12 protein-coding genes are annotated in these 10,730 nt (G+C 65.5%); 5 read left to right on the top strand and 7 right to left on the bottom strand.

Annotation, left to right across the window (positions count from 1 at the left end; all coding sequences use genetic code 11):
- The first annotated feature begins 278 nt into the window (after positions 1 to 278).
- Entirely contained in the window at positions 279 to 2,105 is a 1,827-nt protein-coding gene (locus tag ACZ0AA_RS06540; RefSeq protein ID WP_463512453.1) for a DUF4209 domain-containing protein, read from the top strand.
- 531 nt (positions 2,106 to 2,636) lie between these two features.
- Here the strand turns inward: ACZ0AA_RS06540 and ACZ0AA_RS06535 are convergent.
- A complete protein-coding gene (locus ACZ0AA_RS06535) occupies positions 2,637 to 2,837 on the bottom strand; it encodes a hypothetical protein (RefSeq protein ID WP_463512452.1) in 201 nt (66 codons plus the stop codon).
- A gap of 373 nt (positions 2,838 to 3,210) precedes the next feature.
- Here ACZ0AA_RS06535 and ACZ0AA_RS06530 point away from each other — a divergent pair, with 373 nt between their 5' ends.
- A complete protein-coding gene (locus tag ACZ0AA_RS06530) occupies positions 3,211 to 3,612 on the top strand; it encodes an META domain-containing protein (protein ID WP_463512451.1) in 402 nt (133 codons plus the stop codon).
- A 129-nt stretch (positions 3,613 to 3,741) separates the two neighbouring features.
- On the opposite strand, the gene ACZ0AA_RS06525 is transcribed toward ACZ0AA_RS06530, so the two are convergent.
- Both ACZ0AA_RS06525 and ACZ0AA_RS06520 read right to left on the bottom strand, forming a co-directional pair.
- On the bottom strand, positions 3,742 to 4,275 hold the full coding sequence (locus tag ACZ0AA_RS06525) for a hypothetical protein (RefSeq protein ID WP_463512450.1): 534 nt from the start codon (positions 4,273 to 4,275) through the stop codon (positions 3,742 to 3,744).
- Between the two features lie 38 nt (positions 4,276 to 4,313).
- Entirely contained in the window at positions 4,314 to 5,150 is an 837-nt protein-coding gene (locus ACZ0AA_RS06520; protein WP_400859642.1) for a leucine-rich repeat domain-containing protein, read from the bottom strand.
- Positions 5,151 to 5,359: 209 nt separating this feature from the next.
- Here ACZ0AA_RS06520 and ACZ0AA_RS06515 point away from each other — a divergent pair, with 209 nt between their 5' ends.
- The gene (locus ACZ0AA_RS06515; RefSeq protein WP_400859643.1) at positions 5,360 to 5,527 is read left to right on the top strand and encodes a hypothetical protein; all 168 of its coding nucleotides are present in this window, start codon (positions 5,360 to 5,362) and stop codon (positions 5,525 to 5,527) included.
- Positions 5,528 to 5,609: 82 nt separating this feature from the next.
- Here the strand turns inward: ACZ0AA_RS06515 and ACZ0AA_RS06510 are convergent, their stop codons facing one another.
- The 4 genes from ACZ0AA_RS06510 to ACZ0AA_RS06495 all read right to left on the bottom strand — a co-directional run bounded on the left by ACZ0AA_RS06510 (position 5,610) and on the right by ACZ0AA_RS06495 (position 9,285).
- Positions 5,610 to 5,885: a hypothetical protein gene (locus ACZ0AA_RS06510; protein WP_463512449.1), complete on the bottom strand. Its 276-nt coding sequence runs from the start codon at positions 5,883 to 5,885 to the stop codon at positions 5,610 to 5,612.
- 56 nt (positions 5,886 to 5,941) lie between these two features.
- Positions 5,942 to 6,226, bottom strand: a complete 285-nt coding sequence (locus tag ACZ0AA_RS06505) for a hypothetical protein (protein WP_400859646.1) — start codon at positions 6,224 to 6,226, stop codon at positions 5,942 to 5,944.
- Between the two features lie 234 nt (positions 6,227 to 6,460).
- Positions 6,461 to 8,050 (bottom strand): amidohydrolase, encoded by a 1,590-nt coding sequence (locus tag ACZ0AA_RS06500; protein WP_400859647.1) that lies wholly within the window; start codon positions 8,048 to 8,050, stop codon positions 6,461 to 6,463.
- Complete coding sequence (locus tag ACZ0AA_RS06495) at positions 8,050 to 9,285, bottom strand: MFS transporter (protein ID WP_463512448.1); 1,236 nt, start codon at positions 9,283 to 9,285, stop codon at positions 8,050 to 8,052. Before ACZ0AA_RS06495 ends, ACZ0AA_RS06500 begins: the two co-directional genes overlap by 1 nt.
- A 181-nt stretch (positions 9,286 to 9,466) precedes the next feature.
- On the opposite strand from ACZ0AA_RS06495, the gene ACZ0AA_RS06490 reads away from it, so the two are divergent.
- Both ACZ0AA_RS06490 and ACZ0AA_RS06485 read left to right on the top strand, forming a co-directional pair.
- Complete coding sequence (locus tag ACZ0AA_RS06490) at positions 9,467 to 10,069, top strand: TetR/AcrR family transcriptional regulator C-terminal domain-containing protein (RefSeq protein ID WP_400859650.1); 603 nt, start codon at positions 9,467 to 9,469, stop codon at positions 10,067 to 10,069.
- A gap of 268 nt (positions 10,070 to 10,337) precedes the next feature.
- Positions 10,338 to 10,727, top strand: a complete 390-nt coding sequence (locus ACZ0AA_RS06485; protein WP_463512447.1) for a hypothetical protein — start codon at positions 10,338 to 10,340, stop codon at positions 10,725 to 10,727.
- Positions 10,728 to 10,730 lie beyond the last annotated feature (3 nt).

Raw genomic sequence — 10,730 nt, 5'->3', positions numbered from 1 at the left:
TTCGGAACACCCGGATCGGTGGCTACGGTGTTCATTCCAGAACCTGCGCTCTCGCGCTCACCGCCATTACCGGATCACCTGGATGAACGGTGAACTCGGCAGTCCGATTCGCGGCCCTAATGGTCACCGTGATCTCTCGTGCCTCGAGTCCGGACGATAACGCGGCGGGCTCGAGGAGGCTCGTGGTGTTGTGTTCGGCGAGGCCGGTCTCGGCGAGACGACAGGCGGACCAGGCAAGATCTCCCGCTGATGTCAGCTGCCATGCATAACCTAGACTCATGACCGCGGCCCACGACTCTCGCTGGCAGGATGCTGCGCGCCACCCTGACTTGCAGGTTGCGCTCGCCGAAGATGACACTGGGACGCTTCTTATGGGCAGTCCTCTCCGGGCTATCGCAGATGACGCCGATATCGACGACGATGTCCGTTACGTTGCAGGTCTCCTTTCTGCAGTCGCCTGGTTCACGCCGAACGGAAATGACTGGACCAACCCCTACGGTCCTTTCGCTACGTTCGGCGACCGGCGGAGTCCCATTCCTGCAGACTTCGCGGAGGCGGACTACGCGGTGCTAGCTGAGATCGCCGAGCTGATCCCCAGTCTCATCCTTCGAAGTCGCGTCCTTGACGTCGTTGCAATCGGTGGTGACCCTGCGCTTCGCCCGACTCGGCATGCTGCGCAGCTGCAGGCGCTGGCCGACCACGGGGTGACGAGCGAGGCGATGACCCATGCCGCCGAGCAGTGGGACCGCGGACTTGCTGTCGGCGTTCGCTTCCGCGGCGTTGCGTCGGCGCAGCTCGGCGAAATCGAACGCCAACTCGTCGAAGCCGCGACCACATCCTCCGACGGAGGCCTCGCGGTTCGCGCGGCACGGCTGCTCGGCGACCATCGGCTTGGACGCCAGCATGCGGCGACGATCGCGGCACGCCTTGCTGAACATGCTGGAGGCATCGAGTCAATCGCCGCTCAGCACACTCTGGAGGTCGCGGCCGAGTGGTATGGCCGTGCGGGCGATTCAGCGGGGGCGGAGGAGGCGACGTACGCAATCGTTCAGCGACTGATTGCTGAGGCCAATGCTTCTGAGGCGTTCCGCGCGTCCATCCACTTGGAGATCGCGCTCAAGATTCTCCGCACGCTGCCTCGCACAGCCCGCGAGCGTCTTGGCGTGGCCGACCTGCCAACCGAACTCGCCCGCCGGATCCGGGAGAGCGGCGCTGCAGCGATCGGTCAGATGAAAGTGTTCACCACAGAGGCTGGCGATCTCGGCGACCATGTCGCTGAGTTGCTTGCCGCAATTCGTAGCGATGACCCAGTGGAGTCCATCCGGCGTTTCGCCGATATACAGCCCTTCGCAAGTCTGTCGACGGCTCGGACGGACGCGGAGCAGCGCGAGCGGCAGTCCCCCGTCTCATTCTTAGCAGCGCGGCGGACTCTCAGCTCCGACGGACGCACCGTGTACCGCTCGCCTGCGAGTGACGACGCCACGATCTATGGGGAGAAGGCGGCGACCTGGGAAGGGATGATCCAGCACTATCAGCTGCGGGTCAATCTTCTGGGCGGCATCGTGCTGCCGAGGGCTTGGAGACAGCTATCCACCGATCACCGGCTTCACATCGGCGACTTCCAAGCCCTTGCTGCTGGCAGTGCCATTGTGCCGAGCACACATGAGGGGGTCTTTGCGCGTGGGCTCCACTACGGGTACAGCGGGGACTTCGGAGCCGCGGTGCACCTCCTCGTGCCCGCAATCGAAGCGCTCGTGCGACTGCATCTCGCGAACGCCGGGGAGCGCACGAGCGCTATCAGTGCCGACGGCAACGAGAACGAGATCGGCCTCTCCGCGCTCATGGAGAATGAGCGGGTCGTTGATATTTTCGGAGAGGATGTTGCGTTCGAACTTCGTGCACTTCTGTGCGGACCGATCGGCCCTAACCTTCGCAACGAAGTCGCACACGGACTGATCGGCGACACGGTGTTCTCCTCAGGTATCAGCGTCTACCTTTGGTGGCTCACGCTCAAGCTCGTCTTCATGCCTTATTGGAACGCACTGCACGATCCAGAGGCGGCTGAAGCACGCGAGCCGGCCGTTCCGGAACGCGATTCGGATTAGGCTCACCGGGCGAGAGGCCGGTCCGTTCAGTCCGTCTATCTCAGTGCGCGCCGTTGTCGAGAGCCGGGACCAAACCGGGACCAAAGCCATGGAATGCATGCAAGGCATGACATGAAATGACGTCGTTTGAGGCGCAGAGATACCCGGGAAGTCAAGGAATTGACCTAAACGGGATACCTGGGGGTCAAGGGGTCGCAGGTTCAAATGCTGTCAGCCCGACCACAAAGCCCCGGAGAACCGCAGAAATACGCGGAACTCCGGGGCTTTTTTCATGCCCGGGTTCGGGCGGAGATCGAGTCGTTCGATACCGCGGATTCGGATCCACGCCGATTCCCGTATCTACGTACCGAGGGGAGACCCCGGTCGACCTCGCAGTACAGATGTCGTCGCGGGCAATTGAGGCGAAAGCGTGGGATCGACGCCGAGGGCCACCGGGCGCGCATGAACGCCAAGGAAGCGACGCGGACGTGGGACGCCCTCACCGCATCCCTGGCTGCGGTTAGGCAGGAAGGACCCGAGCTGAGCTGTGAGCTACTCGCGCTTGTCGCCCTTCCGCGAGCCTTCGAACCCGGCACCGACGGCGACACCCGCAGCGAGGCCGACCGCTACGCCGATAGCGGTGCTGTCGAAAAAGATCGATCCGATCGCAGCGCCCACCGGCAATCCGAGTGCCATGCCGAGCGCAATACCGAGGCCGGGCTTCATCGTGGAGTCTCGTTTGGGGTCGGTCATGCGATCGACGCTACTTCGACACGTGAACCCCCACATCCCCCACGCGATGGATCTCGACCCTCGGACACCTCTTCAGTCGCGGCGGCGCCGAGGCGTTCGCGGGGACGTCGACCACTCGCCAGGGCCGCATGGATCGCCGCCCAGATCCGTGCGTACGTGAGGGCTGGCTGGCTGGCATGGCCGGTCGTCGTGCTGGGTTGGCGCGGGTCCCAGATCCTGTCAGCCCACCACAAAATCTCGGATAACCGCAGGAATCCGCGGAACTCCGGCGCTTTTTTCATACGCACAGGATCGGATTGAAGACTCTCTTGCTGGCCAGGTCGGGGCTGGATAGGTTGAACTCACATTCAATGGCGAGATTCGTGAGGCGATCATGCGCAGATACTGGACGGCTCTCGTCGGGGCAAGTGTTCTCGCGGCCGCGGGACTCACTCTGGCTGGCTGCACCTCTGGGCCCGACCCTGAACCGACACCGACGGAGACCATCTCACACCTCGAAGGAACCTGGCGCAGTCTCGAGGGAGTTGAGTTCCTAGAGTTCGATGAGGACGGCACGTTCGTCGGGTTCGACAACTGCAACACCGTCGAAGGCGCCTGGGCATCCACAGCCGACGGAGTACGCCTGGAATTCCTCGGAGGGACGGAGAAAGGATGTCCGGAGGGCAGCGTGTGGCTGATCACGGCCGAGGCCGCGGCGCAGGCAGAAGACGGCTCTCTGGAACTGCGCAACGGTGGCGGAGAAGTTGTCGGCACGCTCACCCGACAAGAACCGTGAGACAGCCTGCCGACAGAAACCCCTGAGGCCGGTGAGTGGCCGATGCCCGATGAGCGCCTCCTGCGATCCACGACTCGAGTCCAGGCGGCTCGCGCAACGCCGTCTGCCGCAAGATGCGAAGAGCGCGCCCTAGTGGCTCGGCGTCGTGTCAGGGATGCCGGTGGCATCGAACAGCAATCTGTCGACGACGTGGTCGAGTTGGACTGGCCGCACGCTGATGTGCCTCAGTAGATCTTCGAAGTGAGAGAACACGACAGCAGCCTCTTCGAACTCCGGCTCTGTTCCGTGGACGACAGCTCCATCGTCTCGCACTGCCAGGTACTCGTATCCGCTGCGAACGGAAAGCAGGATGGGTAGGTGACGCTTCCAGAAACGGGAGACCGCGGACGCCTCCTCATCTGTTGCCGCGGCCTCGGTGCTCAGCCGTTCGCATTCGTTCCACGCGAACGCTCCCTCGGCGCTGGTCGAGTAGTCGTGGCGGGAGAGGAACCACACCGTCTCGTCCGAGTTCGACAGCAGTGAGAACGAGGACACCCAGCGGATCACCGTCTCGGGCGCCGTCTGCAGCGCGGAAGGAAGATCCTTCTGCGCGGGCATCGGCGGTTCACATGTCCAACCGGATTCCCGCAAGCATCCGGTGGCACTGCGGATGAGTTCCGTCATGTTCCCCACGCTACCGAGCAGTCTCTATAGGCAGACGGTCACGTGGTCGCGCCGGTGTTGACCCATTCCAGGGCCGTCAACTTCGCCTCGATCTTCTCAAGGCCGACGTTCCCGCATCCGACCAGGGTGAGCCTGCGCAATCGCGGGAGGTCGTTGATGGCGGCGATGCCGGTGATCTTCTTGCAGTACTGGATGTTCACGATCTCGAGCTGCTGGAGAGCAGACAGCTCGGAGATGTCCCCCAGAGCGGTGAGGTTCTTCAGCCGCAACGACTCCAACTGGGGGAGCGCACTGATCCCGGTGAGGCTCGTCAGCGTCCGTCCGCCAATCAGTCCGAGACGGCGAAGCCCGACCGGTTCGACGAGGCGGAAGATCTCCTCGTCAACGGGCACGTTCAAGAGGTTCAATTCTTCCAACGGCAGTTCGAGTGCCTGGCGCACATTGTTCAGAGACCTCTGCGGGTAGAGGGAGAGGGCCCGGAGCTGGGGGAAGTGCTCGTTCTTGAAGCGGAAGGGTTCGCCGACGTAGAGGGTCTGCAGGTTCGGCACCACCACCTCCGGCCACACCAGGGTCCGATCGCCGATGTGCACCGAGAGCTCTTCCAGACTCTCTGGGAGATCCCCCTGCCGCAGTCCGGTGACGACGGTGGGGAGCATCCTCCCCGGCCCGATGCTGAGGGCTCTCAGGTTCGTCATCGCCGAGATGATCTCCGGGAGACGGTCGATCGGCCCGTCGAGGGGCGACCACAGGTGCACATCGGTGATGCGTGACAGCTGCTCGGCGTCGTAGGGCTGGTCGTAGAACACGAGGTCTCTGTCCGGCACGTCGAACTGGTCCTGGTGCGCACTGTGCAGCACCATCGTCCGCTTGCTCATGATGCTCTCATCCATTCACCCTTGACTTCGCGGGCCGTCGTCCCGGCCACGCGATTCAGATTAGCTGTGCGTGTCGCCGACGTTCCTGCGGCGGTGCTTCCTTGCGCGCGCAGGGGAACGGCGCGTAGGTCCGCCACTGCACTCGCGTCAACCCCCTCACCGGCGCCGCCTGAGCGGCGTACCGTCGGCTCATCGACAGAGGAGATGCAATGAGCGATCTGCAGAACACGCACGGAACCGCCGACGCCCACGAAGAGGCCGACACCGCCTCGGGTGGTGCCCCCGATGATTCGACGTCCAAGGACACGGACGAGATCCTCGAAGACGAGACCACCGACGAAGACGGTGCGCCTCTCGAGAACCCGTCCGGCGGCTGAATCGGCCACGCCCTGGAGCGCGAAGACCCCCACTCGGCGTTGAGCCGGTGGGGGTCTTCTCGCTGTCGGCTGGTCTCTCGACCTAGGCGGTGCGCACCGTCAGCATCCGCCATCCTTCCGGCACCTTCGCCTCGAGCGATGCCATGTCGTCGGCCTCGATCTCCTGCACGCCGTCGACGCGTGTGAATGTGCCGGTCGCCTCCATCTTGGCCACGCCCTTCAGCATCCGCACCGGCGCGGAGGCCAGCTCGAAGCCCGGCTTGCGATGTTGTTCCAGCTCGACGAGCACCTCGGCGAGCGTCGTTCCCACCACATCTGCAGTGCTGGTCTCGATGGGGCGGATCAGAGCGATGAGCATCATGCCAGCCTATGGCGCGGCGGGCGCGACGTCGGGGTACCGCTCCGCAGGGGGTGTCAACCGGGTGTCGCCGCAAGCGGAGGAAGGTGCGGGATCGTGATCGGCGCCGTCGACCGGCTCGGCGGATTGTGGAACCGCTGAAGATCGCTCAGCACCTCCTCGGCAGACATGTACGAGCTCGCCAGGGGGAGATTGCGCAACCAGAGCACGTCCACCTCGACGGCATCCACCTGGTAGATGCAGGCGACGGTCTGACGTGCGTCGTGCGGCTCGTACCGGTGATCGACGATCAGCCACTCCGTCTCCGTGACCCTGCGGAGCTCGAATCTCGGATCGGGCATCGCGGACATCTCAACACTCCAATCAGTCGTTTCGGCATCGTCTGACAGGGGGAGCGCTCCGCGACCGGGCGAGATGGGGGAACCGCCTGGCCGGCGGGCGCCCTCTGCCCGCCAGAGTTCACCAGAATTATAAGAACAAACCGGTATATCGCTCAAGAGGATCGTGGGTGGATGCGGACGTTGGTGGAGCTTGCGGATGAGGGCGGATCCTGCGCGGATGCCGTGAGCTCCGCCTCACGCCTCGAAGGCGGTGTTCCCGGCGATCACCGTGCGTAGGACGCGGGCTGTGAGCAGCGTCCCGGTGCCCTCCGAGAAGGGATCGACGTCGAGCACGGCGAAGTCCGCTGCCTGACCCACTGCGATGCGACCACGCCACGCCCCGTCGCCGATCGACGCCGCTGCGTCACGCGTCGCATGGGCTATCGCGCGTCCGAGGGGAAGGGCGAACTGCGGATGCACCGCCGGGACGTCCGGATCCAGAGCAGACGCCCGCGTTGTGGCCACGTACATGTTGGCGAGCGCCGCGTGCGGCGCGGTGGGCGCGTCCGTCGAGAAGGCGAGCAGTGCACCGGCATCCTCGTACTCCGGCCATGCGAACGCCCGCTCCGCTCGATCATCGCCGAGCTGGGCCGCCCAGTTGGCGAAGATCGCGGGATCAGCGTGCACCGGCTGCATCGACGCCGTGACGCCCAGACGCGCCATCCGCTCGGCGGTGCCGGGCGCCGCATACTCGAGGTGCTCGATCCGATGACGACGCGGACGATCGCCGTTGACGGTGATCGCGTATTCGATCGCATCCAGAGCGAGTGTGCTCGCTTCATCCCCGATCGCGTGCAGCGCGACCTGCAGCCCCGCGGCATCCGCAGCCGCGACGATGGGGAACAGGCGCTCTGCCGGCCAGATCGGTGCCGCGTTGGTACCGTCCGCATACGGTGCACGCATCGCGGCGGTGCATGCATCGATCGTGCCGTCGAGCACGAGCTTGATCCCGATCACCCGAACAGCGCTCGAGGCGGCGCTGGCACGCTCCGCCGCCTCGGCGACCTGGGCCAGGTTCAGCGCGTCGTCACCGGTGTTCGCGACGAACCAGTGCGCGGCTATCCGCATGGGCAGCGCACCGCGCCGCTCCGCCCGCTCGAGCGCCGCGAGGGCGAGTCCGTCGAACGCCATGTCGACGGCGCCGGTGACACCCGCCGCGAGATAGGCCTCCACGACGCGCTGCACCGCCGCATCCCGCTGCTCGTCGGTGGTCGTGGCATCCCTGTGCGCCCACGCGTGCTGCTGCGCGGCCGTCTCGTAGAGCATCCCGGTCGGCTCGCCGTCGGCATCCCTCTCGATCCGCCCGCCGATCGGGTCGGGTGTCTCGCGGGTGATCCCCAACTCCTCGAGTGCCGCGGAGTTGACCCAGCAGGAGTGGTAATCGTTGGCATCGAGATAGACGGGGACGTCGGCGACGACCGCGTCGATCATCGCGGCGGTCGGAGATCCGCCCGGGATCGCGTCGAAGAGCCATCCGCGTCCGCGCACCTCGCCGGGGGACATCGCTCGCCCCAGCCGCACTCTGCGCTGGATCTCGTCCAGTGAGTGTGCGTCGGTCAGTCCGATCTGGCCGAGCGCCTCGCCCATCATCAGCAGATGAGTGTGTGCGTCGGTGAAGCCGGGAAGAACGACTCTGCCGCCGAGGTCGACGGTCGCATCCGACGGCGGCGCGTCGGCCTCGGCACCGACGAAGGCGAACTCCGTGCCGTCGACGATGACGGCTTCGGCCCAGGCGGTGTCGTCAGCGGTGAAGAAGCGGGCATTGCGATAGAGCGTGCGGGGCATCAGAGCGTCTCCTCGGTGGTGGCTGCACGCTCGAGGCGTGTCGAGAGCAGAGCGATCGCGCTCGCAGGCACGGCGAGCACGAAGCTCGCGATGCCCAAAGCGACGGCGAACCCCTGGAACCCGAGCGCGCCGACGAGCGCCGCGCCGATCACGGGAGTGAGCGCCGAGCCGACGAGGTAGACCGCGAGGAGGGGGCCGGACCAGCGGCCATCGGCGTCGAGCGCCGCCGAGGTCGACACGAAGTACATGAAGGCGATCGCGTAGACGGTGTTCCAGGCGATGAAGACGACGATGAATGCGGTCGGATCAGAGGTGAATCCCTCGACGATCTTCAGCACGCCGCCGGTCACGAGCAACACCGCGAGGGGCACGGCTCGCCCCAGCCGGGATCCGACGACCATGAGCAGCACAGACCCGATGAGGCCGCCCGCCGTCGCACCGCTGAGCGCGAGGCCCAGCCCCTCGGGCGTCAAGCCCGTCTGCTCCGCACCCATGATGCCGGCCATGGCCCAGAGGGAATCCTCACTCGCTGCCCACAGCGCGAACACGACGAGGAGGCTGAATCCGGCGATAGTGACTGTTCGCGAGCGAGCAGGAGAGAGACGCACCGTACCTGTCGGCGGCACGTCGATCGGCATCGCCTCGGCGACGGCGGCTCCGGCCCGAGGATCGACCACGGGGGCCGCGGGCAACCACGCCGAGACGAGCAGTCCGACGATGTTGAACAGCGCGAGCGCACCGAAGACATCGATCGGTGCGAGTCCGACGAGGGGGATCACCGCCAGCACGATCGTGATCACGCCACGGTTCGCGAGACCGTTGAACCCCGCGACCCTGTCGGGGTTCCGGAACGCGGCGAGCGCAGCGCCCGAGGCCGCGACGGCACCACCGGCTCCGGCTCCGCCGACCAGAAGCCCGGGAATGATGAGCGCCGGGACCAGCGCTGCGACGGCGAAGCCGATCACCGCGATGGCGAGACCGCTTCGGGCCACGGCTCGCCGGTGGCCGCCGGCGCAGAGCGGAGCGATCGCGAGTCCGGTGACCGCGGTGAGCAGCAGGGTCGCGGTGACGAGCCAGCTGGCGGCGAGAACATCGATTCCGAGACCCTGCTGAGCGGCGGTGATCATGTAGGGCGAGAGGTTGACGCCGAGATAGCCCGCGATTCCGATCGCGAAGGTGGCTGTGGCGGTGGGTAGCCGGAGCGGAACCCGGGTACTGAGGTCGATGGCGGTCATGGTTCTCCCACTGAGAAGGCACGGCGATGTGCGCGAAGGTTCTGCCGATGCGCATCGGGTGGGGCGCGAATTCAAAAACGAATGGTGTTCGTCAACGAATGGTGTTCACTATTATGCACAGGAGGGGTACCGGAGGGAAGAGGTTTTCTCAACGGCTCCGGGAACAGAGAGTGAGCGTGCGATGCCCAGGCCTTCGAGTCCATTGCTGTCGCCTGAGATCATCGGTGCGGCCGGCCTCGAATTGTCCAGGGCCGGCGAGCCGTTCGGCGTGAACGCGATCGCCCGCCGGCTCGGCGTCAGGCCGTCGTCTCTGTACAACCACGTTGACGGCATGGAGGGCATCATCGAGGTGATGCGCGGCCGGCTGGTCGAGGAGTACAGGGTCGGGCCGGGGGAGCGCGAGTGGGACGTCTTCCTGGTCGATCTTCTGAGACGCCAGCGCCAGATGTATGCCGATCACCCGCAGCTCGTGCCGCTCCTGATCGGGAAGACGATCACGCATCCGACGGTCATCGCCGCATACGACGACCTGGCGACCGTTCTCGTCGACGGAGGCTTCCCCGACGACGAGGTGCTCACTGTGATCGCGATCATCGATGCCTTCGCTATCGGCTTCGGTCTCGATCTGGCCTCGCCGGACGAGGTGTGGGAGCCGGGTGAAGGAACTCGCACACTCGGTCGCGTGCTCGAGGGCGCGGAGCGGGGCGCTGCGCGGGCGGATCGCACGTTCGAGCTCGGAATCGGGCTGCTGGTCGACTCGCTTCGGGCTCGCCTCGGCAGATGAGGCTGGAATGGTTGCCCTCTCGAGTCATCCAACCCCATTTGGATCACTCGAGAGGGCTCACCGTCCGTCCCGGACGGTAGGGGAGGCGGCGAAAGACTTTCGCTGCTCTCTCGACTGATATCCCCAGATGTTCAGCCGGTAGCCCCCGCTACTTCCAGCAGAATATCGCTTAATCGCTCTGTCCGCCATTTGGGGGACAAAGAAATCTACGAATGTTTCTTCCAAGACTGGGGCTTGCCGCGAGAACGTCCACTCATAGAGTGGGTTCATGGACAGAAAGCTCGTACTGAACGCGCACCTCGCCATCGCTCACGGGCACCGAGTCGAGGTGACGGAGCGCCTCGATGAGCTGACCGGGGAGTCCCTGATCCTGTCTGTCAGAGACCTCGACACCGGCATCCGATATCGCCGCATCGACGAGCCCCGCGGCGAGCTCATCCGGTGGCTGGGTCGTGTCGTGGACTGCACGGTGACGATCGGCGGGCACTCGTCGCAGACGGCTCTCGTCGTCGATGCCGAGGGGGACGGATCCGGTGCGACGAGTGCCAGGGCCGCCCTGCACGGCGCGGATGCGGCGGTCGATGCGGCGAAGGCTGAAGCGGACCGCTGGGGTGGCGGCGACCGCGTGCCCGAGCCTGAGCCCGAACGCTTCTGGTGAACC

This window comes from Microbacterium sp. AC035, from assembly GCF_979258485.1.
Note: the sequence above shows the minus strand (reverse complement) of the source record. Positions and strands in the feature narration are given on the sequence as shown.

Bases quoted from the DNA above. Each gene is read 5' to 3' on its own strand.
- ACZ0AA_RS06490 (WP_400859650.1), top strand. From the start codon at position 9,467: ATGCCCAGGCCTTCGAGTCCATTGCTGTCGCCTGAGATCATCGGTGCG.
- ACZ0AA_RS06515 (WP_400859643.1), top strand. From the start codon at position 5,360: ATGAGCGATCTGCAGAACACGCACGGAACCGCCGACGCCCACGAAGAG.
- ACZ0AA_RS06530 (WP_463512451.1), top strand. From the start codon at position 3,211: ATGCGCAGATACTGGACGGCTCTCGTCGGGGCAAGTGTTCTCGCGGCC.
- ACZ0AA_RS06495 (WP_463512448.1), bottom strand. From the start codon at position 9,285: ATGACCGCCATCGACCTCAGTACCCGGGTTCCGCTCCGGCTACCCACC.
- ACZ0AA_RS06535 (WP_463512452.1), bottom strand. From the start codon at position 2,837: ATGACCGACCCCAAACGAGACTCCACGATGAAGCCCGGCCTCGGTATT.
- ACZ0AA_RS06510 (WP_463512449.1), bottom strand. From the start codon at position 5,885: ATGCTCATCGCTCTGATCCGCCCCATCGAGACCAGCACTGCAGATGTG.
- ACZ0AA_RS06520 (WP_400859642.1), bottom strand. From the start codon at position 5,150: ATGAGCAAGCGGACGATGGTGCTGCACAGTGCGCACCAGGACCAGTTC.
- ACZ0AA_RS06500 (WP_400859647.1), bottom strand. From the start codon at position 8,050: ATGCCCCGCACGCTCTATCGCAATGCCCGCTTCTTCACCGCTGACGAC.
- ACZ0AA_RS06540 (WP_463512453.1), top strand. From the start codon at position 279: ATGACCGCGGCCCACGACTCTCGCTGGCAGGATGCTGCGCGCCACCCT.
- ACZ0AA_RS06505 (WP_400859646.1), bottom strand. From the start codon at position 6,226: ATGCCCGATCCGAGATTCGAGCTCCGCAGGGTCACGGAGACGGAGTGG.
- ACZ0AA_RS06525 (WP_463512450.1), bottom strand. From the start codon at position 4,275: ATGACGGAACTCATCCGCAGTGCCACCGGATGCTTGCGGGAATCCGGT.
- ACZ0AA_RS06485 (WP_463512447.1), top strand. From the start codon at position 10,338: ATGGACAGAAAGCTCGTACTGAACGCGCACCTCGCCATCGCTCACGGG.